The following is a 22,681-nucleotide window of genomic DNA, read 5'->3' as shown; positions in this document are numbered from 1 at the left end:
GGCAGCTAATATGCACAAAATTTAATCAAACCGGATAAACGTACTATATACCGTTAATTTCCACATGGAAATGTTTGAAACGCAATTTCTGAAAAATTTAAGTATAGTCTTTGGATAAATCCAGAACTGCAACAGCTTCGAACAAACTCCCTAAAATCGCTTATCAGGATTGCACTAAACAGTAAATTTCTTGGGATTGCACTAAAATAGCAGGTTGAACTCTGTTTACCTTATTTTTCACGCCGATTTTTACGTTTGGTTTCACTTTTTTTTGTTAACGGCGCGAAACAAACATTTCTTTATGACAAAAAAACAAGCAACTGCAAATCTATCTGTTCCTGCCCATGTGGAAGGCTTGTCGTTTGAAGCTGCTATGGCTGAACTCAATCAACTGGTCGCCAGTATGGAGGCAGGCGAACTGCCGCTGGAAGCCTCTGTGAGCGCTTACCAACGTGGCTCGGAACTGGTGAAATATTGTGCCAGCCAGCTCGAAAAAGTAGAACAACAAGTCAAGGTACTGGAAGCCGGCATGCTCAAGCCTTTTGCTGATTCCGGCAATCAAGGCAGTAACGCAGGCAATGAGGAATGAGCATGAATGAACAATTTGGTAACTGGATGCGACAAGCGCAGGCAAGCTGCGAAACCAGCCTGAAACAGTTTTTGCCGGATGAAAATACAGTTCCGCAACAATTACATGCCGCCATGTGCTATGCCACCCTGGATGGCGGCAAAAGGGTGCGCCCCTTGCTAGTATATGCAGCGGGCCAGTTGTTCGATGCCCCCGCTGCCCTGCTGAGCCGTGCTGCTGTTGCGGTTGAAATGATCCATGCCTATTCACTGGTGCATGACGACATGCCTTGCATGGACGATGATGCCTTGCGCCGCGGCAAGCCCACGGTACATGTCAAATATGATGAAGCCACCGCCTTGCTAGTGGGTGATGCCTTGCAGGCACAAGCTTTCCTGGTGCTGTCAGAGGGTGAAGGCGACGCCAAGGCCAAACTGGCGATGCTGCAATTGCTGGCGCGCGCTGCCGGCTCGGTTGGCATGTGTGGAGGCCAGGCGATTGATCTGGCCAGCGTCGGTGTCGCCCTGAACCGAGAACAACTGGAGCAAATGCACAGGCTAAAAACCGGCGCTCTGTTGCGTGCTTCTGTATTATTAGGGGCCATGTGCGGCAAAACCCTGACGGCAGATGAAACTGCTGCACTGGACAGCTATGCGGCCGCCATAGGCCTGGCTTTTCAGGTGGTGGATGATGTACTGGATGCCACGGCAGATTCTGCGACCCTGGGCAAAACGGCGGGCAAGGACGCGGCAGACAATAAGCCTACCTTTGTCAGCCTCATGGGCCTGGATGCTTCTCGCGCATTAGCTACGCAACTATGCCATGATGCGCATGAGGCGCTGAGTAATTTTGGTGACAAAGCCAGCTTATTGCATGAGCTGGCAGATTTGATCGTGCAGCGCCAAGCCTGATGTTATGTTGTAGTTGATGTTGTAGGGTGTGTCATGCGCACCGCCTTAGCAAAACGAAGAATAGTACCCGGACAGTAACAAGCCGGAAAAGTAAATGCAGTGCAGGTATGCGATAGCAGCTCCGGCGGTCGGCCAGGTACGAAAGGACCGATCATCAGGGACGTTTAGCCAAGTAATGAAAAAGAACAATGACGACTTTATTAAACACCATTAATTCCCCCGCTGACCTGCGCAGCATGACGCGCAGCCAACTCAAGCCTCTGGCCGACGAGTTGCGTCAGTATGTGCTTGACTCTGTTTCCAAGACGGGCGGCCATTTGTCGTCCAACCTGGGCACGGTGGAATTAACCATCGCTCTGCACTATGTCTTCAATACGCCAGAAGACAGGCTGGTGTGGGATGTCGGTCATCAGACTTATCCGCACAAAATTTTGACAGGCCGCCGTGACCAGATGCATAGCCTGCGCCAGTTGAACGGCATCTCCGGCTTCCCGCGTCGTGCGGAAAGCGAATACGATACCTTTGGCACTGCACATTCGTCGACCTCGATTTCTGCCGCGCTGGGCATGGCGCTGGCCGCCCGCATCAAGGGTGAAGACCGCCATGCAGTTGCCATCATCGGTGATGGTTCGATGACGGCAGGCATGGCGTTTGAAGCCATGAACAATGCCGGCGTACATGAAGACATCAATCTGCTGGTCGTGCTGAACGACAACGATATGTCAATCTCGCCACCGGTCGGTGCACTGAACCGTTACCTGGCGCGCCTGATGTCGGGCAAGTTCTACGCAGCAGCCCGCAATGTCGGCAAATCAGTCCTGCCTTCCCCTGTACTGGAACTGGCCAGACGCTTCGAAGAACATGCCAAGGGCATGATAGTGCCTGCCACCATGTTTGAAGAATTCGGTTTCAATTACATAGGCCCTATTGATGGCCATGATCTTGATTCATTGATACCGACACTGCAAAATATCAAGAACCTCAAAGGTCCGCAATTTTTGCATGTGGTCACCAAAAAGGGCCAAGGTTATAAATTGGCTGAAGCTGATCCGGTTTTATACCACGGCCCTGGCAAGTTCAATCCAGCAGAAGGCATCAAACCTGCTGCTGCACCCGCCAAGCAAAGTTATACTCAGGTCTTTGGTAACTGGTTGTGTGACATGGCGGCGGTGGATCAAAAACTGGTCGGCATCACCCCGGCCATGCGCGAAGGCTCAGGTATGGTGGAATTTGAAAAACAATTCCCCAAGCGTTATTACGATGTCGGCATTGCAGAACAGCACTCAGTCACTTTTGCAGCGGGCCTGGCTTGCGAAGGCTTGAAGCCTGTCGTCGCCATCTACTCTACTTTTTTGCAGCGCGCTTACGATCAGTTAATCCATGACGTTGCCCTGCAAAACCTGGATGTGACATTTGCACTCGACCGCGCTGGCCTGGTTGGAGCAGATGGTGCGACGCATGCCGGTAATTATGACCTGGCCTATCTGCGCTGCATCCCGAACATGGTGGTCATGGCAGCATCTGACGAAAACGAATGCCGCCAGATGCTGAGCACAGCCTATCAATATCCTGGCCCTGCGGCTGTGCGCTACCCACGCGGTGCTGGCACAGGCGTGCCGACTGGCAAAGATCTGGACACTATCCCGCTAGGCAAAGGTGAAGTCAAACGTCAGGGCAAGCGCATCGCGATACTGGCCTTTGGATCGCTGGTACACCCTGCCCTGCAGGCTGCAGAACAGCTTGATGCCACTCTGGCCAATATGCGGTTTATCAAACCGCTGGATGTGGAGTTACTCAAATCTCTGGCCGCCAGCCATGATGAACTGGTGACAGTAGAAGAAGGCTGCATTATGGGTGGTGCTGGTTCTGCTGTGGCAGAAGCGATGGCCGAAGCTGGCATCCATAAACCACTATTGATACTGGGCTTGCCCGACCGCTTTGTCGATCATGGTGACCCGGCTTTGCTACTCGCCCAATGTGGGCTGGATGCAGCGGGGATAGAAAGATCCATACGTGCCAGGTTTCTCTGATTGACGAAAAAAGACCATTAAATTCACCACACGGGCAAAGAGAAAGTTAGATAAAACCTCCAGTGTTTCGCTTTTAGCTTAAACGCACATTACTACCTGGACTGATTTCTGACATTCTCTGAGAGCAAGCTGTGAATCCGGGGCCATAAAATGAACTCCAGCGCAACGGCAAAAGAACCTGATGATATTGAACTCAAGGTTCTGGTTGATCAAGCCAAGGCGTTTGACAGCAGCCTGGTGGTAGGCAGGCTTGGTAGCAGTGCTGTCGCGCTGTTGGTCGCCTGGTTATTTCGCGATAGCGGCCAGCATGCTTATATATGGCTGTGGTTTGGTACACTGGTGGTCTTCAATATTATCAGCCCCTACTACTGGTTTGCACAGGGGCGCGCGAACCTGGATGTCAGCAATGCGCAATGGCGTTTGCGCGCCATCACCGTCTCATCCCTGATCAGTGGCCTGCTATGGGTAGCAGGAGTCTTTCTTTTATGGATACCAGGCAATTTTGAAGCGCAGATGCTGGTCATCTTTACCATCTTCGGTGTCGCCTCTGTTTCTCTGCCCGCTCTCAATGCCCATTTACCCGCCTTTTACTGCTTCTTTTTGCCCTGTGTCTCCAGCGTACCCTTGATCTCCCTGTGGTACTACGACAAGTATAGCGATACTGTCGCGATTGCCTTTGCCTTCATCCTGCTACTCAATAGCCTGCTCGCCATCAAGATGCATCGCAGCCTGGTTGACTCTATACGCAAACATTATGTCGCTGTAAAACTGGCGAAAGAACTACAAAAACAAAAAGAAATCGCAGAAGCCGCCGTCCATCTCAAAAGCCGTTTCCTCGCGGCTGCCAGCCATGATTTGCGCCAGCCCATGCATGCAATGAATCTGTATCTGGGTGGGCTGGCCTATGCCAACTTGCAACCAGAGGCTCGCGCCATCTTGAACAATGCGCGCGTATGCGCTGACAACATGGATAAAATGTTCAGTGCCTTGCTGGATTTATCGCAGCTTGATGCCAGTGTTATCGAAGCCAAGTTCAGCAATTTCCCGATTGCCATGGTCCTCAATAAGATCAAGGTTGAGTTCAGCAACCAGGCGCAGGCAAAAGGCCTGATCTTGCGGGTGGCGCCATGTTCGGCCCATGTCCATGCAGACCTGCATTTGCTGGAAAATATTGTGCGCAATTTTGTCAGCAATGCCCTGCGTTACACCCAGTGTGGCAAAGTCTTGCTGGGCTGCCGCCGTTGTGCTGCCGGCTTGCGCATTGCCGTGTATGACACTGGTATAGGCATAGACCTGGAGGAACAAGGCAAGATTTTTGAGGAATACTATCAGGTCGGCAACCATCAGCGCGACAGTGCACGGGGCCTGGGTCTGGGTTTGGCGATAGTCCAGCGCCAGGCTAGGATCATGGGCACAGCGATCACCGTGGTTTCAGAACCTGGACGAGGCTCAATGTTTTCGATTACCGTGCAAACCAGCCATGAATCAGTCGCGGAGATCGCACAGGCAAACCAAATGCCAGAACTGCATGCAGACAGTTTGCATGGCGTTTTTATTGCCATCATCGATGATGAAGAATTGATACTGAATGCCAGCAGCCTGCTCTTGTCAAAATGGGGTTGCACGGTATTGACCGCCAATTCAGGCGAGGCCATGTTGGCACAACTGGCAAGCATCGAACGCGCACCGGATCTGATTATCTGTGACCACCGCTTGCACGGAACTGCCACAGGCATGGATGTCATCTGCAGTCTGCGCCATGAATTTAACCGCGAGATTCCGGCACTCTTGATTACCGGGGACACCTCGCCCGACAAAGTAAAGCTGCTCATGTCGACAGGCTTGCCGGTCTTGCATAAGCCCTTGCAGGGTCATGCGCTGCATGCGGCCGTTCACAAGCTTGTGAATGCAGGTCCGAAAAGTGCACATCAGGAAAACTAAAAAAACATGTTTGCATCAGCACATTTGTTTTTTCAGCTTCAATCAAATTGCTTTTTTAAAAAGCTTGGAGTAGTGTGACAGCCTGTAAAGCACACCAAAATCACTCTCATGTTCACCTGGCTTAAAAATAAACTTACCGGCAGCGATGCTAAACCCATAGCGTCTGCGCGTTCCGGTAGCGCAGCAGTAGCCTGGGTTCCAGCACCTGGCACGGTAGCCACGACTGAATACCAGAAGCAGGGAGATATTTTTTTAAATGCCGGTCGGCTACAAGAAGCTGCCCACTGTTATCGGCAATTGCTTATCCTCGACGACAGCAATGCGGTAGCCCACCACCAACTGGGCGACATCTATATTGCACTCAAAGAGACGACTCAGGCAGAATCCTGCTACCGTCGCGCACTGAAAATCACGCCTGACGCTGGCGACACTCTGTATAGTCTGGGCCTGTTATTGGGGCAAAAAAACTATTTTACTGAAGCAGAGGCTTGTTACCGCAAAGCGCTGAAAACCATGCCGGATGATGCCAACGCTCACTATCATCTCAGCCTCAGCCTGCAGTCACAGTCGCGCTGGCAAGAGTCAGAAGGCAGTTGCCGCAAGGCGCTGGATATCGCGCCTGATTTCAGTGAGGCGCACGCCCATCTGGCCGCTTTACTCCTGCAACTGAGTCGACCAGGCGAAGCGGAGGCCAGCTGTCGCAAGGCTCTCCAGTTAAATCCTGATTTGGCATCAGCACATTTTTCCCTTGGCATGCTGGCGCATCAGCATGGCCGATTGGCAGATGCCGAGGCAGCTTATCGCCAGGCATTGGCCTTGCAAACTGGCCATCATGGCGCGCTGGATTATCTGTCGGCGCTGCTGCAAAGCCAGGGACGGTATGCAGAAACAGAAACCGCTTACCTGACTGCTGCCGCCAACAACCCTGGTGATGCCACGCCCTTATGCAAGCTGGCATCGATGCAAATGGATTTCGGCAAGCTGCAAGACGCCGAGCGTAATTTGCGAAAAGCCATCATCATTCAACCTGACTATGCAGATGCAATCGGTACCCTGGGTATATTGTTGATGAGTCTGGGGCAATTTCCAGCGGCAGAGGCGCGTTTCCAGCAAGTATTAAAGATTCGTCCGGATGATGCTGTGGTATTCGATAATCTTGGCGTGATTGCCTACCAACAAAAACGTTTTGCTGATGCGGTCACCTACTTCAAACGAGCAACGGAACTGGCACCTGGCATGCTCAATGCCCATAATAATCTTGCCAGTGTATATAAAAGATGGGGACGTCTGCAAGAAGCGGCTGACAGTTACCAGCAAGTGGTGCAGATGGATGCTGGCAACGCCAAAGCCTACGACAATCTGGCTATGGTTTATTCTGATCAGGGACGCCTGGATGAAGCTATCGCCTTGTTTCGCAAGGCGATGCAGTTGACTCCAGATGCGGCGGAGATCCATTCGCATCTCTTGTTTTCCCTGAACTACCATCCAGAACTCAGCAGTGCAGCCATATATGCTGAGTACGATAAGTATGACAAACGCTTCTGCCAAGCTTTGAAGAAAAAATGGCGGGCGTTTTCCAATCAGCGTGATCCTGGCAAACGGTTGAAGATAGGCTATGTATCTCCCGACTTGTTCACCCATCCGGTGCGACATTTTCTCGAACCAGTACTAGCCCATCATGACAAGCGCGAATTTGAAGTTTATGTCTATTCCTATGCTCTGCCAGAATGGGAAGACGCTGTCACCAAGCGTTATCAAACATATGTGGATCACTGGATACAAACGCTGACTATGTCAGATGATGCTATGGGGGAGCGCATTCGTGCTGACGGCATCGACATCCTGATCGACCTGGCCGGTCATACCGGCAACCACAGCCTGCAAGTATTTGCTGGCAAACCCGCACCAGTGTCTACCTCCTGGTTAGGTTTCGCCTACACCACGGGTATTAAGGCCATCGATTACATGTTGATGGATAACACTTGTATGCCTGCAGGATGCGAGTCTCTTTTTGCAGAACAAGTCTGGCGTCTGGAAACTCCCGGTTATGCATTCCGTCCCGCGGAAAACATGGGGTCAGTAAGCCCCCTGCCCGCATTACAGTGTGGCTATGTCAGCTTTGGCAGCCTGAGTCGCGCTATCCGTATCAACGATAAAGTCATCGCTGTTTGGGCTGGCATCCTGCATAGAGTAGAGGGTGCAAAACTGATTATCGACAGTATCAGTTTTGCCGAAGCCAGTATGCAAGAGGCCTTTATTCGTAAATTTGAGGCTCATGGTATATCTCGATCCCGACTGGAAATCGGTTTCCATACCCCTCCCTGGGACACCATCCGCAGGATTGATATAGGGCTGGATTGCTTCCCCCATAATTCAGGCACGACTTTGTTTGAATCTCTCTACATGGGGGTTCCCTATGTGACTCTGGCAGATCGACCAAGCATGGGCTTGCTGGGCAGTTCCATACTGGAAGGCGCTGGCCACCCGGAATGGATAGCCAGAACTGAGCAGGAATACATAGACAAAGCTGTGGCGCTCGCCAGCGACTTAACAGGTCTCGCACAATTGCGCATGGGCTTGCGTGAGCAAACCAAGGCTAGTCCCCTGATGGATGAGTCCGGCTTTACCCGCAAGATGGAAGCTGCCTATCGGGGCATGTGGAAACAATGGTGCGAACAAAATCCTGAGTGACTACGGGTGCTGCAAACAGGGCAAAATAAGGCATAGGATTATTTCGCCCTGCATGCTATCGCTTTGTTGCAGGCTGCTTGAATTAATGCATGCACATGAGCGTATGCTTCAGTTCTTTAATCGCGGCGTCACTGTCACCATGGCGCAATAATAGTAATTACCATCGCCAGTGACCTTGGTTTTTTGCAAGGCGATGTACTCGTCTTCAGTTTCCCACAGCACATACTCAAGCTCGCTCTCATCCAGTATGGCGCCGCCATCGGCATAGGGAGTCCAGGTGTAGGAGTCGCCTTCTGAATCGCACAGCTCCTGATCTTCTTTCTCGTCGTTTGCAAAATCGCTATAGCTTGCCAAATCCCTGGGCCAAGGGGTCGCATCGACATCTACGGATTTCAAGTGAGACAATTTATCTTGCAAATACGCTTTTGCCGCTGCGTACACCTTTTTTATGGCTTCCTGATCCTCAAATTCATCGATTTCTTCTTCTGACTGGTAATCATAATCTCCAGAAAAATAATCCAGGACCAGGACCTTGCGCTGAGGTGTGTCGCGAAAAAAATTCTTGTCCGATTCCCTGATGTAGTAAGCAATCTTCTCCCTGCTGATCTCGCTGGAATATGCTGCACCGATCAATGCCTGGAGTTGATCCAGATGTTGAAAAATTTGTTCCATTAATCCTCTCCAAATACTAGTGATGACAAAAACCCGAATTACTATGCACATACAAAAATTCTAGGACTACAACATACTCACTTGAGAACAGCCTTGCAATGACAAAATGCGGAAATTAAAACTGTATATAGATTCCGCAAACATGCACGCAAATACCCGCCATAATGGGCGCAATATCTAAAAAAAATCAGTTCACTCCCCATGCGCACCAAGTTAATCTCACTTCTTTTGTGTTTCTTTTTTTGCTATGGTATTGCTCATGCCTCCAGCGTGGAATATCAGGTAAAAACCATCTCCTACAAAAACCTGGTCGGTAAACTTTATCTGCCTGCATCAACGAAAAAAGTGCCCGTTGTGATTGCCTTTGGTGGTTCGGATGGCGGCATGAATTTTGGCGAGGCCAACGGTGCCATGATAGCCCCGAATGGCATCGCAGTGCTCGCCCTGGCCTACCTCAAGGAAACAGGATTACCTGAAAAACTGGACCATATACCTCTGGAGTATTTCATCAGCGCCATTGACTATCTGGAAACAGAAACGGCAGTTGACCCGGCCAGGATAGGCGTCGTCAGCGGATCAAGAGGCTCTGAAGCCGCATTCTTGCTGGCTACTCATGATGCCCGCATCAAGTCTGTGGCTGTGACCACACCCAGCAATGTTGTATGGAATGGTCCGACAGAAGCAGATGCCGCATGGACGTTCCAAGGAAAGAATTTCCCCGGCTTGATCCTGCCTGATGGCGACAGGAAAACACAAGTCAGCCGCTTTTTAACTGCACTGGAAAATCAACAAAACCTGCAGACAGTCCACTTTGCACTTGAAAAAGTCAATGGCCCCATCTTATTGGTGTCTGCAGAAAATGACCAGGTCTGGCCCAGCTTTCCCATGTCACAGGATATTCTCCGCTATCTGAAAGAACGCAAGTTCTAACACCCAGTAACACATAAATCCTATCCAACCGGACATGGCTTTAGCATAGAAAGTGCGCCAGAAATCAAGCAATCCATCATCGATCATTTTTTGCGGACTTTATAAAAAGTACAAAGGTCTGCTGATCAGGCATCGATTTAATCTTGGACATGGGGGAATAGCCCCCCTTAACTACCGTACATCATCCAGCATGACCGCTGATCACCTGGCAATTGAGCCGAGTGTGTTTGTTCAATATACTATTCGCATCGCGTTTTATGTTACATGAATCAACACGGACAAAATTGTGACAATGTATTCCCCACATTTGACAGACGCATTGCCATGGTATCGTCCGACTATTTAAGGAAACTCGTATGCGCATACTCTCCCGACCACTCTGTTTAGCGATGATCGTCCTCAGTTCCCTGTTTTGCAGCGTTACTCAGGCAGCCGATGCTGGCGGTCAAATCCTGACCAGCGATGACAAACGCGTCAAATTCTGGGCAGCGAGCACCCCGGAAAAAACGGAAGAAAACCTGCCTGAACGCAAAGGCGCCCCCTTCAAACGCACCACCTACACCATGGATGCTGATGGCTGCATGATGATGCTGGGCATATTGGAATTTAACCGCAATGATCCGTCGGCGGCAGGTTATGAAATGGCCTATCTGAACACCATGCTCGACAATTTGCGCAGAGGCTTTATTTCAAAGTTCTTACTGGATGCCGATGGTGGCTGGGTAGATATATCCCTTCCGTCAGGCGACCTCAAAGGCAAGCAATTAAAGGGCAGACTGGAAGGCCAGGATTTCACATTGAAAGCCTATGTTGCCCCACATACCATTTATCTGCAACAGATAGGACATGCACCTTCGAACAAAAAAGCTGAAGAAATCGCAGATCGCTTTTTCAAATCCTTACTGATCGAAAAAGAATAAAGTCACGCGAGACGTACAGTTAAGCCAGCCACATCATTGTGTGAACTGGCTTTTCACATTATCCACAGGCCACCGCTCGAAATCTACCTGTGAATATCTGGCGCCACACGTAAGCGCCGCTTCCATATTCCTGCCGTTTTTGCAAATACGTTTCATCTTCAGGGTATCATGTTGCTGAAGCAGTGTATGCTCAGTGACATCAGGGCGACCCCGCTCCCGCACAGTGCATCCGCGACCTATTCAACCTAAGGAAATACCATGCAAAATTTTGAAGGCAATAAAGTTCCTCAAGTCGACTTCAAGCTCCACGAAAACAATCAGTGGGTGAACACCAATAGCGCAGAATTGTTCGATAACAAAACCGTCGTGGTTTTCTCATTGCCAGGTGCATTCACGCCTACCTGTTCATCCACACATCTGCCGCGCTATGAAGAACTGGCGGGCCTGTTTAAAGCACATGGTGTGGATAGTATTTTGTGTGTGTCAGTCAATGATGGTTTTGTCATGGAATCCTGGGCAAGAGACCAGGGGCTGACAGCAGTGCGCCCGATCGCAGATGGCAATGGCAGCTTTACCGAAGGCATGGGCATGCTGGTTGATAAATCTGCGCTGGGGTTTGGCAAACGCTCATGGCGTTATTCCATGCTGGTTAAAAACGGCGTGGTCAGCAAGATGTTCATAGAACCTGATGTTGAAGGTGACCCTTTCCTGGTCTCCGATGCTGACACCATGCTCGACTACATTGCACCAAACGCTGCCAAGCCTGAACAAGTTGCGCTGTTCAGCAAAGTCGGTTGCCCATTTTGTGCAAAAGCAAAAGAAGAACTCGATGCGGCTGGTGTGAATTATCTGGAAATGCCTTTGGCAGACAATGTGCGTCAGCGTCTGTTATCCGCTGTTGCCGGTAAAGGCACGTCACCGCAACTGTTTGTTAACGGTGCCTTGATAGGTGATGGTACGGCCATCAGCGCATGGATTAAAGCACGTGCCTGAGCACGCACCTGATAATGCCATGGAGTTCGCTTGCCCTGCCTGGCGAACTCCATACTCTTTCACCCTTGCTGGCTGAAGTAGTCCCGTCTTACGTCTTTATGCCTGCGCCGCAATCTGGCGCAGTGCCTGTTCAAATACCTCTGGTGGCTGACCGCCAGAAATCAGATGACGCTCATTGATGATGATCGCTGGTACTGAACTGATGCCTTGCTGCTGATAAAAACGCTCTTGTTCGCGCACCTCGGCAGCATAGGTGTCTGAGGCCAGAATACGCGCCGCCTCTTCAGTATCAAGCCCCACCTCACCCGCCAGACGCACCAGAGCCTCATGCGAGGCCGGGCTCTCGCCCTTGCTGAAATACAATTCAAACAGCGCCACTTTCAGGGCATGCTGGCGACCTTGCAATTCAGCCCAATGCAGCAAGCGATGCGCATCGAAAGTATTGTAGATGCGGCTGCGTGCAGCCATATTGAATTGAAAACCAAGCTCTGCACCACGCGCGCGTATGGCTTCGCGGTTCTTGGCAGTTTGCTCAGCTGTCGCACCATATTTTTCTGCCAGGTGCTCTGCAATATCCTGTCCTTCCGCTGGCATTTTGGGGTTTAACTCAAAAGGCTGGAAATGCAGTTTGACATTGACGTCTTCGCCTATCCTGTCAATTGCCTGTTCCAGTGATTTCAGTCCGATGATGCACCAGGGGCAAGACACATCGGACACAAAATCTATCCTGATCTCTTTACTCATTTTTCTATCGCTTTCCGCCACCCGCCTGCGCGCCGCAGCTATCAAATGCCTGGCAGTTCAAGTACCAGTATGGGATCACATATGCGCGCATTTGTTGTCAAATCAAGGGGGCATGACAGACTGGTAGCCACCAGCATGATAAAACCGCATTTTCATTTTAGCCAAATTTGGCTTGCCATATGTAATGCCAGATCTACCCATCAAGATTGACCTCGGTGCTAACTGGCTACCCAGCGACTGGTAAAGGAATAACCTGACACAGAGAACATACGAAGCATACAAAACCACATTGACAGCCAACGCCAACTGGACAGTCAACCTCAGCTTTCGCCTGATCATGAACCTGGATAATTTGTGTGCGCTGCAAGCGGAGAGCATTAGTAAATACCGCGGTATCAACAACACCTTGCAAACGCGCACCTTGAGTTCATCGTATGCGCGGGTGGGGTTGAGGTTGGAGCTGAAATTATAAAATTCAGATTGATTGCGTATGATTTGAGAAATTGAAACAATAAGCTGGACCTCTCACATCCAGAACTTCAAAGAACTACTCAATAAGCAATGGGCATCCTGACTCTAACCATGTGAGAAAGTCATTGCCTATGATTTCCATAAAATCAGGACTCATGACGCCATGTCCAACAAGATAAACATTGGTGTCTTCAAACAATGCACTCTTTATTAATATTGCCTGTCCACCGCCATCATCACCAATGTTAATGAAATTTGGACAATATTGCCCGACTTCATAAGTCAAATTTCTTTCAACTAGTTCGTCGACCGGATAAAGTCTCAAAAAGTTTGCATCAAATCCGTTGATTTGCTTAAAGAACTGCAGATAGCCCTCAGGAAAAGGCAGTTGCAATGCTGACTCAACAGCACGGATACAAGCATCCTCAACTGGCAGCCTCTCTACAAGCAATTCAATATTTCCAAAATTAATCATTCATTACCCAGAAAATACGACTCAAATAGCCATATTCAGCAAGCAGAAAATTTGCTGTAGCCCTGCTCAACTAGAATGCGACACTCATCTTTGGCGCTCTTTCTCCCACAACACATCACTCCCGCCAGCAAACCGGTTCAACACTCGCGACAACACAAACAGCAAGTCCGACAGGCGGTTCATATATTGTCTTGGGGCGTCGTTGATGGTTTCGGCATTGCCTACGCTGACTATCGCGCGTTCTGCGCGGCGGCAGACGGTGCGGCAGACGTTGGCGATGGCGGCTGCGCGCGAGCCTCCTGGCAGGATGAAGTCTTTTAGCGGTGGCAGGTCGGCATTGTATTTTTCCAGCAGGGCATCGAGCCTTTCGACCTGTGTGTCGGTGATCATGGTGTAGCCGGGGATGCAGAGTTCGCCGCCCATGTCGAACAAGTCGTGCTGTATGGAGACCAGTTCATGCTTCATCTGGTCTGGCATGTCTTCGCACAGCAGGACGCCGATCTGTGAATTGAGTTCATCCACGTCGCCCATGGCGTGCACGCGCAGGGCATCTTTGGCGATGCGGCTGCCGTCACCCAGGCCAGTCGTGCCTTTGTCGCCGGTGCGTGTTGCGATTTTTGAGAGTCGGTTACCCATGGCAAATAAAATAAGTAAAGAAGTATGCAAGGATACGGCAAAAGCTGGCCAATGGCAGCATCTATGGTTGCGACGGTTGCCATCATTGCCCTCGCACTTGCTTATCAATATAATCGCGCAATGACACTTATACAATTATTGGCCGCGATCCGCTCTTCCTATATCACGGTACTTTCGGCGGCTGTTGCTCAAAACAATGTGCATATTGAACCGACATACCGCAATGCAGATGGCACGCTCAGGCTTGATGGCAAGCCTGCCCTACCCTGCCGGGCTGACTGGATACCCAAAGAAGGTGAGTTTGCCGGTCAGTCGCACACGGTAGATGCAAAAACCCAGCTGGAATTTGAGCCTTTTGCGTTTCAATTATCAGCAACTGAGGTGAGCATTACGCCATTCACCTGGGACTGGTTACCCTTGCAGATCAAGGGGCTGTCGCCTGATGTCGCTGAGGCCACGCTAACAAACTGGTTCCTGGCATGGTTTGATGGTGAGGATAACAATCCCAAAAATACAGATGGCGTGTATGGCGTGGTGCACTTCATGTCTGCGATCACGCAAGAGGGCAATGCCTTGCAATTAAGCATCGATCTTGGTTCTGTATCAGAGGCTGCCGTTGAAGATTTGTTATTCAAACTGTCTGATGCTAACGCTGCAAGAATACAGTTGGGATAAGTGCTCACCTGCAAAATGCCAGTTCATGATGCTTCTCTGGCAACCAGCATCTGAGATCGAATTGACCAGGGCAAATTAAATAAGCCAGGAGCGTTGAAAGGATGCGGCAAAATTTGGCCGGACACAGCATAATAGAGCGCATCAAGACCAGTACGGACCTCATTATGAATCATCCTGCCATTTTGGCGAGTGTCAGAAAGCCCCTGCCCGCGAGCTTGCTGCATGCGCTGCAAGCCTTGCTGGAAGACCGTTGCAGCATCGCCCTGGCGGTGCGTGAGCATCATGGCCGCGACGAGTCGTCTTATGACCCCATGCCGCCAGAGGCGGTGGTGTTTGTGCAGAGCACGGAAGAGGTGGCAGAGGTCATGAGGCTGTGTCATGCACATGATGTGCCTGTGATCCCCTACGGTGCCGGTTCGTCGCTGGAAGGCCATATCCTGGCCCTGCATGGCGGTGTGACGATAGACTTGTCGCACATGAACAGCATGATTGCCGTGCATGCAGAAGATTTGACGGCGACCGTGCAGGCGGGAGTCACCCGCAAGCAACTGAATACGGAGATACGTGATACTGGCCTGTTCTTCCCCATCGATCCTGGTGCGGATGCCAGCCTGGGTGGCATGGCCGCTACGCGCGCCTCTGGCACGAATGCAGTGCGCTATGGCACCATGCGTGAAAACGTCATGGCGCTGACGGTGGTGACTGCAGATGGCCGCATCATACGCACGGGTTCGCGTGCCAAGAAGTCGTCTGCCGGTTACGATTTGACGCGGGTGTTTGTCGGCAGTGAGGGCACGCTGGGCATTATCACCGAGGTGACTGTCAAGCTTTATCCTTTGCCAGAAGCCATCTCGGCTGCGGTGTGCAGCTTCCCGGACAATGCAGATGCGGTGAACACTGTTATCCAGACCATACAAATGGGCGTGCCGATTGCGCGGGTAGAATTCCTGGATGCGAATGGTGTGCGCGCCATCAATGCACATGACAAATTGAATTTGCCGGTCAAGCCTTTGCTGCTGTTTGAATTTCATGGCACTGAGCATGGCGTCAAAGAACAGGCTGAGCTGGTGCAAGAAATTGCAGCGGCGAATGGTGCCGGAGATTTTGAATGGGCGACCAGGCCGGAAGATCGTAGCCGCTTGTGGGCGGCACGGCATAATGCTTATTTTGCGCTGCTGCAAATGCGACCAGGTTCACGTTCGATTTCTACCGATTGCTGCGTGCCGATTTCACGTCTGGCGGAATGCATCAGCGAAACCCAGATTGATTGTGAGAACCATGGGGTCACCTATTCCATCATCGGCCATGTCGGTGATGGCAACTTCCATGTATTGATGCTGGTGGACCCGGATAGCGCGGAAGAAATTGCGGTGGCAGAATCCATCAACCAGCGCATGGTGACGCGCGCAATTTCAATGGACGGCACCTGCACTGGTGAGCATGGCGTGGGCATACACAAGATGGGATTTTTGATTGAGGAACATGGAGCAAATGCGATACACATGATGCGTTTGCTCAAGCATGCGTTTGATCCCAGGAATATTTTAAATCCCGGCAAGATTATTGCGTGGGATGAAGCTGAAGAATAATCGAGATCGTATTCAAGTTATTTAAGTCAAGACCATTCACCACAGAGACACGGAGTCACAGAGGTAGCACAGAGAAATTCCAAGGGAAACAATATGGCTAAGCCTGTGTCGCCCTCGCCGATTACCTGCACTACTCACGTCGCTCACTTATTGTCGTGGCAACTGAAACACCAAACAGAACACATCAGGAAGAGTAGAGTATGGCAACACGATTACCACCGGTACATGCATTATCTGCTTTTGAAGCTGCGGCGCGGCATAGTTCTTTTGCGGTGGCGGCTGAAGAGTTATGTATTACGCCTTCTGCGCTGTCACACCGCATACGTTTATTGGAAGAGCATTTGTGTGAACGCGTATTTGTACGCGAAGGGCGCAGTGTCACGCTGACTGAATTTGGTCGCCGCTACCTGGACGTGGTGCGGGTGGCCTTGCGTACCTTGTCAGATTTTCCGCTGCCGAACAAGGTGACGCAAAGCCAGTTGCGCGTCAAGGTGACGGTACCGCCGACCTTTGCGCGCTATATGTTCATGCCGCGCCTGGCGAGCTTTACAGATGCACATCCAGAAATAGAAATTGAAGTCTATCTGTTTGTGCCTTTGTATGACTTGAGCTTGTCGGAAAGCGATGTGGAAATACGTTTTGGTGCTGGTGAATATCCAAATCTGGTGACCAAGAAGTTGTTTATCGAACCCAGCTTTGTAGTCGCCAGCCCGGCTTACCTGAAGACTTTGCCACCGATACAAAGCCCGGCAGATTTGCGCCATGCAAGGCTCTTGCGTTCAGCCCTGGAACCTTGGCAGCCATGGTTTGAAGTTGCTGGACTGGACTGGCCAGAACCAACTACGGGCTTGCGTGTTGATGACCTGGGCCTGCTGCTGGAAGCAGTCAAGCATGGTCACGGCATAGGCCTGACCCGTCAGCAGTTTGCCCAGGACATGATCAGTCGAGGTGAAGTGGTCAGAGTGCTGGATACGCAGTTGGCGACACCACCGCATGCCTATTACCTGGTGCATGAGGCACAAGCCAATATACGACCCGAGGTGCAATTATTTATAGACTGGATGCAGGCGACATATCAGCAGGTGTAGGCTGACTTCATTGGATTGGGGGCCGCGACTGCACTCCTCTCCCATTTTCTTCAGCTACACCACCTTGCTACTCTCCTTACCAGGCTGCCCTATCTGCTGTTGCAGCAACAACCATTTATCCAATGGCATGGGGCGGGCGAACAGGAAGCCTTGCATGGAGGCGCAGCCATTGGCGATCAGAAACTCAGCCTGTTCCTTGGTCTCTACCCCTTCTGCGACGACCCGTAATCCCAGATGCGAGGCCATTGAAAGTATGGATTGCACGATGGCCGTACCATTCGCATCATCCGGCGTGTCTTGCACAAAGCTCTTGTCTATCTTGAGTTCATACAGAGGCAGGCGTTTGAGATAGGCCAGGCTGGAATAACCGGTGCCAAAATCATCTATTGAGAAACGGATGCCCAGGGTGGTCAACTCCAGCATGCGGGCGATGGTGTCTTGCAGGTTATCGATAAGCAGTCCTTCAGTGACTTCAAAGATCAGGCGCGTCGGCGGTGCACCTGTATATTTCAATACACGCCTGACCTTGTTGACAAAGTCAGGCTGGCGGAATTGTTTAGGGCTGACATTGACGGAGAGCGGTATGTCCCAGCCTGCAGCCTGCAATTGCAGCAAGGCCAGGCAGCCTTGTTCCAGCACCCAGTCACCCAGGCGCAAGATCATGCCTGATTCTTCTGCAATCGGGATGAAGAGCGCAGGTGAAATGAAACCGCGCTCAGGATGTATCCAGCGCATCAGCATTTCACCACCAACTGGTTTGCCCAGTCTGTCAACCTGTGCCTGTATGTACATGTGCAAATGCCCACCAGAGATGGCTTCGCCCAGCTCTCTTTCCATGGTCAGCCTTTGCTCGACCTCGGTTTGCATGCCGGTTTCATAGAAGGCGATCTGATTGCGGCCACTGCTCTTGGCGCGATACATGGCGGTATCAGCCTCACGCAGCAAATCATGAGAATTTTGATTGTCGCGCGGCAGCAAAGTGACGCCTATGCTGCAGGTGGTGCTGTATTGCAGGCCATTGATATCAAAAAACTGCGAGATTGAATGACGAATTTTTTCTGCCACGGCTTGTGCCGCATGGGCACCAGCCACCACATCATTGGAGATATGGCATAGCAGGACCACAAATTCATCACCACCGATATGTGCCACTGTATCGACTTCACGCAAGCTGCTACTCAGCCTTTGTGCCACCAGGGTAAGTAATGCATCACCCACGGCATGGCCGCGTGCATCATTGATGTATTTGAAGTGATCGAGATCAATGAAGAGTACGGCGCTGATCATATTGCTGCGCCTGGCTGTGGCCAGCAAGATGCTCATGCGGTCCAGCAGCAGGCGGCGGTTGGGCAAACCTGTCAGGACATCGAAGTAGGCCAGTCTGTGGATATGCTCTTGCGCTTTCTTGCGGTCACTGATGTCACGCCCGGTCGCAACCCAGTGACTGAACAGACCTTGTTCATCTGCCAGCGGTACGACATCGGCCTCCATCCAGAATTCACTGCCGTCATGGGTATAGCATATCAATTCTATGTGTACGGATTCAAAGGCAATCAGGGCTTGATTTAGTCTGTCAATCTCTGTTGCCTGGGTGCGTGGGCCTTGCAGGAACGCCGGGGACTTGTCTATTACTTCTTCGCTTTGAAAACCGGTCTGGCGTACAAAAGCATCATTCACAAAAACGATTTTGAGATGCCTCTTTCCGGCAGGGTCGACATCCACCTTGATGATCATCACGATGTCATTCAAACGGGCTACCGCTGCAACGATGAGGCGCAATTCTTCATTTGTCGCTTTCAAGGATGCCTGCCCCTGCTGCAAAGAGGCGGTGATGATGCGCTGGTGTTCGAGCGAGTTATCCAGTCTTTGCAAAAGCACGCCACAAGAAATCGACATGACTGCCGCAATGAAAGTGAAATTGATCGTCACCACCACCAATTGCATGAAGGGGTGTGAATCAAAGCCATACACATGCAAATTCGCATCGGCGATATACCCCACCACCAGCATGCTGACCGATGCCAGCAACAGGGCTTGCATGGCCAGGCGCATATTCAGCAGCAAGGAGGTCAGTACCGGAAAGGCCAGCAAATAAATCAATCCGGTCAGACCAACCTTGATGAGGAACCAGACGCCAAGTAGATACAGAAACAGCAAGAAATTCCAGGCCCGCTGTTTATAACTCAAGAAAGGAAGACGCCAGATGGTGGCGATCCAGGCCAGGGCAAAAATATCGACTACCACGACCGACCACAGGTTTTCGCTGATGGCCAGGACGATGCTTGGGATGGCGGTTGCACCACCCAGTGTCAATACAAAAAATAATATCGCCGACAGCACTTGCTCGCGCCACTGGTGCGCTTCACCCAGTGCCGGAGAGTTTGCCATGTAGTTACTGCGGATGAATTGAAAAACAGTCACAAATGCTGTCCTTCTGTCATTACATCACGAAACAGGCCAGGCTCAATTCAGCGGCCAGATCAGTAATACTATACCAACATTTAACTACTTAAACAGAAATTAATCCTAAGCAGGGAAAATGTCACAAAAATGCATTCCCTTTTAGCAATATTGTGACTTTATCGCCTTGATTCTATCTTGTTTTCCTGGTTTCGGGCCTGCCCATATTGGTAGCAGCATGCCTGCGGTTTTGATTCCACGCAGGCACAGGCTAATCGACGTTTTTGCCAGCAGAGGCACACCATAAAGCAAACCACTGTTCACGGCTGAGGCGAATGGTAGTTGCAAGAACGGCTTCCTGAATCGCTGCTATACGTCCAGATCCGGTTAATACCAGTGGCCTGGAGGGATGTTGCAAAATCCACGCAAGCGCGACCGTCGCAGTGCTGACATCAAGTTCAGCCGCGATGTGCGTTAACACTGCACTGATACGCTGACTGCGTTCATCTTGCTCACTTAATGGGCGGAATAAACTACCACCACCAAGTGCCGACCAGATCATCGGTGCCATGCGCAGACGCTGGCACAGATCAAGTGTGCCATCATGCAAAGCCTGCATATGCAATAAGGATAATTCGACTTGATTGGTAACCAGAGGGACGCGGGCTGCCAGCAATTCAAACTGGCTATTGGTGAAATTGGACACGCCAAAATGCCTGACCTTGCCACTCTCTTGCAATTGCCGGAAAGCGCCTGCTATTTCATCCGCATCCATCAGCGGATCTGGCCTGTGTATCAGCAGTAAATCCAGTTGCTCTATCTGCATAGCACGCAGCGACTGTTCAGCCGAGGCGATGATGTGCGCAGCACTGGTATCGTAATGCTGCATGCCATGTGCAGGCCGGTTGTTGGAGACCAGCTTGATGCCACATTTACTGACGAACTGGAATTGATCCCGCAAATGCGGTGCCAACGCGATAGCCTCGCCCAAGAGGCTTTCACTTTGGTAATCGCCATAGATATCGGCCTGGTCTATGGTAGTGACACCCAGAGCCAACGCCTGCTCCAGAAATGTCACTCTTTGCTGCGCAGACATTTGCCAGCTCCCCAAGCGCCACAAACCCAATACGATGCGGGAAAATTCAGGGCCATTCGGGGCGATGTGCAAACGCGGGCTGCTCGTTGAAATACTCATGCTTGTTGTACCTGCTGTAAAGTGGCGATCAAATCATCCCGTGTGGTAAAGCCGGAAGCCAGCATATGCAGCGCCTCATTATGCACCAGCAAGAGGGCTGGAAAACCGCGTATGCCCCAGCGCTGGGCTTGTTCAAAATGCTCTCTTGTGTCCGACATCGCCATGGGTGAAACAAGGGTCTCGGCAAAACTCTGGGCATCAAAACTGTCGTCACCTTCGACCTTGTTCATCGCCTCAACCGCCAGCGCTGACAATACGGCAGTGTCACGTACATCCTTGCCCTCGGCATAGAAAGCATGCTGTATCGCATGAAACACAGCCAACGCCGCGCGGCCAGTATCATCATCCGTCAATGTGCGTGCCGTTACGACAGCACGGCATGCAGGCTCAGTGTCATAGATAAAACCTGCTTGCGACAGGGCTGCACTGTTGAAAGGCAAACCAGTACGCTCAGCCACATGCTGCCAGTGCCCAAGGATAGTAGTTCGCGTCTCGTCATCCAGCACCTGCTTGTTATAGGCACGCAAGCCTCCCATGATCACATCCATTTTGGCACCAGGCAAGGTATCCAGCAAGGCCAGCAATTCCGGCCCGAAGCCATAACACCAGGAGCACATGGGGTCTGCGACATAGATCAACTGCGTCATAAGCTTATCTCTGAGTAAAAAGGGATATGCCATTGTATAGAAACTTGGAAATTGCTGGGTTGAGCAGTTTAATACCTGAAGACCTCTTACCATAGAGGAAGGGCCAGCCACTTACAAGCCAGCTTTCGAAGTTTTCTTTATATCTATAAGACCTCTCACCACAGAGACAGAGATAAGCAAGGGGGAACTGGATTATCGCTTTGTAGAGCCAAGTATTCGATATCTTGAGGTTTGACGTCAAAACAAAAAAAGGAGCGTCAGCTCCCTTTTTTTATTGCCTGTCAATTTTTGTGGATTTCCTGGTACGGGCTTTGTGTCGGTCTTTAGTCAAGTCTATGATCTTTGTCGATTAGCTTATGCGCCATGCGGTGAGCTGTGCGCGCGATGTAGACAACATTAAACGAACAAATCAGATGAGTTGCATCTCATTGCCCCAGAAATAAAGAATAAAGAGCGAGAGTCAAAGAGTAAAAGCAGAGCTTTCGCTTGTTCTTGCTGTACTTGCTTTTCTCGGAGCGACTCTGTGTTTGGGTGCCTCATTGTTGAGAGGTCTTGACCTTGTTTTTGAGCTTGTTTTTGTTTGTTTTTTTTGTTTCGGATTCTGAGTTTGTGGCCAATTTCCCTGCGCTAATTTCTGGGCAATAAAAAAGCCCCCTCATTTTGTTGAGGGGGCTTTTGAGTTTCCTTCGTTGATCGAAGGAAACGAATAGGAGTCTGACGATGACCTACTTTCACAGGCGAATGCCTACTATCATTGGCGCGGGAGCGTTTCACCGTCCTGTTCGGGATGGGAAGGGGTGGTTCCACTCTGCTATGGTCGTCAGACAAAGGGGTGAGGGGTGAGCATTGTTTTGCCCATCCCAGCATTCGAATTGTCTGGGGTGCTGATTGTCTTTTGACATTCAGCCGACTGTAATTGGAAGAAGGTATTGGGTTGAGCTTGTATCGTGCAAACACACTGCACTGCTTCTCAAAATTATAGGGTCAAGCCTCACGGGCAATTAGTACTGGTTAGCTTAACGCATTACTGCGCTTCCACACCCAGCCTATCAACGTTGTGGTCTTCAACGACCCTTTAGTGCACTCAAGGTGCAAGGGAAGACTT

19 protein-coding genes and 2 rRNA genes are annotated in these 22,681 nt (G+C 50.8%); 12 read left to right on the top strand and 9 right to left on the bottom strand.

What is annotated here, in order from left to right:
* The first annotated feature begins 301 nt into the window (after positions 1-301).
* The 5 genes from Q8K39_RS00845 to Q8K39_RS00825 all read left to right on the top strand — a co-directional run bounded on the left by Q8K39_RS00845 (position 302) and on the right by Q8K39_RS00825 (position 8,141).
* Complete coding sequence (locus Q8K39_RS00845; RefSeq protein ID WP_186957020.1) at positions 302-589, top strand: exodeoxyribonuclease VII small subunit; 288 nt, start codon at positions 302-304, stop codon at positions 587-589.
* Entirely contained in the window at positions 586-1,479 is an 894-nt protein-coding gene (locus tag Q8K39_RS00840) for a polyprenyl synthetase family protein (RefSeq protein ID WP_305257906.1), read from the top strand. Before Q8K39_RS00845 ends, Q8K39_RS00840 begins: the two co-directional genes overlap by 4 nt.
* A 188-nt stretch (positions 1,480-1,667) precedes the next feature.
* Entirely contained in the window at positions 1,668-3,509 is a 1,842-nt protein-coding gene (dxs, locus tag Q8K39_RS00835) for a 1-deoxy-D-xylulose-5-phosphate synthase (RefSeq protein ID WP_305257905.1), read from the top strand.
* A gap of 150 nt (positions 3,510-3,659) precedes the next feature.
* Positions 3,660-5,450: a hybrid sensor histidine kinase/response regulator gene (locus tag Q8K39_RS00830; protein WP_305257904.1), complete on the top strand. Its 1,791-nt coding sequence runs from the start codon at positions 3,660-3,662 to the stop codon at positions 5,448-5,450.
* Between the two features lie 108 nt (positions 5,451-5,558).
* Entirely contained in the window at positions 5,559-8,141 is a 2,583-nt protein-coding gene (locus Q8K39_RS00825) for a tetratricopeptide repeat protein (protein ID WP_305257903.1), read from the top strand.
* Between the two features lie 108 nt (positions 8,142-8,249).
* Here Q8K39_RS00825 and Q8K39_RS00820 read toward each other — a convergent pair whose 3' ends face one another.
* Positions 8,250-8,813: a hypothetical protein gene (locus Q8K39_RS00820; RefSeq protein ID WP_186957003.1), complete on the bottom strand. Its 564-nt coding sequence runs from the start codon at positions 8,811-8,813 to the stop codon at positions 8,250-8,252.
* Between the two features lie 201 nt (positions 8,814-9,014).
* Here Q8K39_RS00820 and Q8K39_RS00815 point away from each other — a divergent pair, with 201 nt between their 5' ends.
* The 3 genes from Q8K39_RS00815 to Q8K39_RS00805 all read left to right on the top strand — a co-directional run bounded on the left by Q8K39_RS00815 (position 9,015) and on the right by Q8K39_RS00805 (position 11,656).
* Positions 9,015-9,743 carry a S9 family peptidase gene (locus Q8K39_RS00815; RefSeq protein ID WP_305257902.1) on the top strand — a complete coding sequence of 243 codons (729 nt, stop codon included), beginning with the start codon at positions 9,015-9,017 and terminating at the stop codon, positions 9,741-9,743.
* Positions 9,744-10,099: 356 nt separating this feature from the next.
* The gene (locus Q8K39_RS00810) at positions 10,100-10,663 is read left to right on the top strand and encodes a hypothetical protein (protein WP_305257901.1); all 564 of its coding nucleotides are present in this window, start codon (positions 10,100-10,102) and stop codon (positions 10,661-10,663) included.
* A 258-nt stretch (positions 10,664-10,921) separates the two neighbouring features.
* Positions 10,922-11,656, top strand: coding sequence for a glutathione peroxidase (locus Q8K39_RS00805; RefSeq protein WP_305257900.1), 735 nt, complete (start codon positions 10,922-10,924; stop codon positions 11,654-11,656).
* 96 nt (positions 11,657-11,752) lie between these two features.
* Here Q8K39_RS00805 and Q8K39_RS00800 read toward each other — a convergent pair whose 3' ends face one another.
* A complete protein-coding gene (locus tag Q8K39_RS00800; RefSeq protein WP_305257899.1) occupies positions 11,753-12,400 on the bottom strand; it encodes a DsbA family oxidoreductase in 648 nt (215 codons plus the stop codon).
* A gap of 289 nt (positions 12,401-12,689) precedes the next feature.
* Here Q8K39_RS00800 and Q8K39_RS00795 point away from each other — a divergent pair, with 289 nt between their 5' ends.
* A complete protein-coding gene (locus Q8K39_RS00795; RefSeq protein WP_305257898.1) occupies positions 12,690-12,872 on the top strand; it encodes a hypothetical protein in 183 nt (60 codons plus the stop codon).
* A 75-nt stretch (positions 12,873-12,947) separates the two neighbouring features.
* Here the strand turns inward: Q8K39_RS00795 and Q8K39_RS00790 are convergent, their stop codons facing one another.
* Positions 12,948-13,346 (bottom strand): SMI1/KNR4 family protein, encoded by a 399-nt coding sequence (locus tag Q8K39_RS00790; protein ID WP_305257897.1) that lies wholly within the window; start codon positions 13,344-13,346, stop codon positions 12,948-12,950.
* An 84-nt stretch (positions 13,347-13,430) separates the two neighbouring features.
* On the bottom strand, positions 13,431-13,982 hold the full coding sequence (locus tag Q8K39_RS00785) for a cob(I)yrinic acid a,c-diamide adenosyltransferase (protein ID WP_305257921.1): 552 nt from the start codon (positions 13,980-13,982) through the stop codon (positions 13,431-13,433).
* 51 nt (positions 13,983-14,033) lie between these two features.
* Between Q8K39_RS00785 and Q8K39_RS00780 the strand changes: the two genes are divergently transcribed.
* From Q8K39_RS00780 to Q8K39_RS00770, 3 genes are all read left to right on the top strand, one after another.
* Positions 14,034-14,657, top strand: a complete 624-nt coding sequence (locus Q8K39_RS00780) for a hypothetical protein (RefSeq protein ID WP_305257896.1) — start codon at positions 14,034-14,036, stop codon at positions 14,655-14,657.
* 164 nt (positions 14,658-14,821) lie between these two features.
* Positions 14,822-16,246, top strand: a complete 1,425-nt coding sequence (locus Q8K39_RS00775; RefSeq protein WP_305257895.1) for an FAD-binding oxidoreductase — start codon at positions 14,822-14,824, stop codon at positions 16,244-16,246.
* A gap of 200 nt (positions 16,247-16,446) precedes the next feature.
* A complete protein-coding gene (locus Q8K39_RS00770) occupies positions 16,447-17,334 on the top strand; it encodes a LysR substrate-binding domain-containing protein (protein WP_305257894.1) in 888 nt (295 codons plus the stop codon).
* A gap of 54 nt (positions 17,335-17,388) precedes the next feature.
* Here the strand turns inward: Q8K39_RS00770 and Q8K39_RS00765 are convergent, their stop codons facing one another.
* From Q8K39_RS00765 to Q8K39_RS00745, 5 genes are all read right to left on the bottom strand, one after another.
* Positions 17,389-19,722: a bifunctional diguanylate cyclase/phosphodiesterase gene (locus Q8K39_RS00765; protein WP_305257893.1), complete on the bottom strand. Its 2,334-nt coding sequence runs from the start codon at positions 19,720-19,722 to the stop codon at positions 17,389-17,391.
* 283 nt (positions 19,723-20,005) lie between these two features.
* Complete coding sequence (locus tag Q8K39_RS00760; RefSeq protein ID WP_305257892.1) at positions 20,006-20,929, bottom strand: aldo/keto reductase family oxidoreductase; 924 nt, start codon at positions 20,927-20,929, stop codon at positions 20,006-20,008.
* A complete protein-coding gene (locus Q8K39_RS00755) occupies positions 20,926-21,576 on the bottom strand; it encodes a DsbA family protein (protein WP_186957017.1) in 651 nt (216 codons plus the stop codon). The genes Q8K39_RS00760 and Q8K39_RS00755 overlap by 4 nt, the downstream gene beginning before the upstream one ends.
* Before the next feature lie 712 nt (positions 21,577-22,288).
* A 5S ribosomal RNA gene (rrf, locus tag Q8K39_RS00750) occupies positions 22,289-22,401 on the bottom strand.
* A 155-nt stretch (positions 22,402-22,556) separates the two neighbouring features.
* A 23S ribosomal RNA gene (locus tag Q8K39_RS00745) occupies positions 22,557-22,681 on the bottom strand; the annotation flags it as partial.

The organism is Undibacterium sp. (assembly GCF_030683615.1).
Lineage (GTDB): Bacteria > Pseudomonadota > Gammaproteobacteria > Burkholderiales > Burkholderiaceae_D > Undibacterium > Undibacterium umbellatum.
Note: the sequence above shows the minus strand (reverse complement) of the source record. Positions and strands in the feature narration are given on the sequence as shown.

Coding starts and splice junctions, on each gene's coding strand:
- Q8K39_RS00845 (WP_186957020.1), top strand. CDS start 302: ATGACAAAAAAACAAGCAACTGCAAATCTATCTGTTCCTGCCCATGTG.
- Q8K39_RS00840 (WP_305257906.1), top strand. CDS start 586: ATGAGCATGAATGAACAATTTGGTAACTGGATGCGACAAGCGCAGGCA.
- dxs (WP_305257905.1), top strand. CDS start 1,668: ATGACGACTTTATTAAACACCATTAATTCCCCCGCTGACCTGCGCAGC.
- Q8K39_RS00830 (WP_305257904.1), top strand. CDS start 3,660: ATGAACTCCAGCGCAACGGCAAAAGAACCTGATGATATTGAACTCAAG.
- Q8K39_RS00825 (WP_305257903.1), top strand. CDS start 5,559: ATGTTCACCTGGCTTAAAAATAAACTTACCGGCAGCGATGCTAAACCC.
- Q8K39_RS00820 (WP_186957003.1), bottom strand. CDS start 8,813: ATGGAACAAATTTTTCAACATCTGGATCAACTCCAGGCATTGATCGGT.
- Q8K39_RS00815 (WP_305257902.1), top strand. CDS start 9,015: ATGCGCACCAAGTTAATCTCACTTCTTTTGTGTTTCTTTTTTTGCTAT.
- Q8K39_RS00810 (WP_305257901.1), top strand. CDS start 10,100: ATGCGCATACTCTCCCGACCACTCTGTTTAGCGATGATCGTCCTCAGT.
- Q8K39_RS00805 (WP_305257900.1), top strand. CDS start 10,922: ATGCAAAATTTTGAAGGCAATAAAGTTCCTCAAGTCGACTTCAAGCTC.
- Q8K39_RS00800 (WP_305257899.1), bottom strand. CDS start 12,400: ATGAGTAAAGAGATCAGGATAGATTTTGTGTCCGATGTGTCTTGCCCC.
- Q8K39_RS00790 (WP_305257897.1), bottom strand. CDS start 13,346: ATGATTAATTTTGGAAATATTGAATTGCTTGTAGAGAGGCTGCCAGTT.
- Q8K39_RS00785 (WP_305257921.1), bottom strand. CDS start 13,982: ATGGGTAACCGACTCTCAAAAATCGCAACACGCACCGGCGACAAAGGC.
- Q8K39_RS00780 (WP_305257896.1), top strand. CDS start 14,034: ATGGCAGCATCTATGGTTGCGACGGTTGCCATCATTGCCCTCGCACTT.
- Q8K39_RS00775 (WP_305257895.1), top strand. CDS start 14,822: ATGAATCATCCTGCCATTTTGGCGAGTGTCAGAAAGCCCCTGCCCGCG.
- Q8K39_RS00770 (WP_305257894.1), top strand. CDS start 16,447: ATGGCAACACGATTACCACCGGTACATGCATTATCTGCTTTTGAAGCT.
- Q8K39_RS00765 (WP_305257893.1), bottom strand. CDS start 19,722: ATGGCAAACTCTCCGGCACTGGGTGAAGCGCACCAGTGGCGCGAGCAA.
- Q8K39_RS00760 (WP_305257892.1), bottom strand. CDS start 20,929: ATGAGTATTTCAACGAGCAGCCCGCGTTTGCACATCGCCCCGAATGGC.
- Q8K39_RS00755 (WP_186957017.1), bottom strand. CDS start 21,576: ATGACGCAGTTGATCTATGTCGCAGACCCCATGTGCTCCTGGTGTTAT.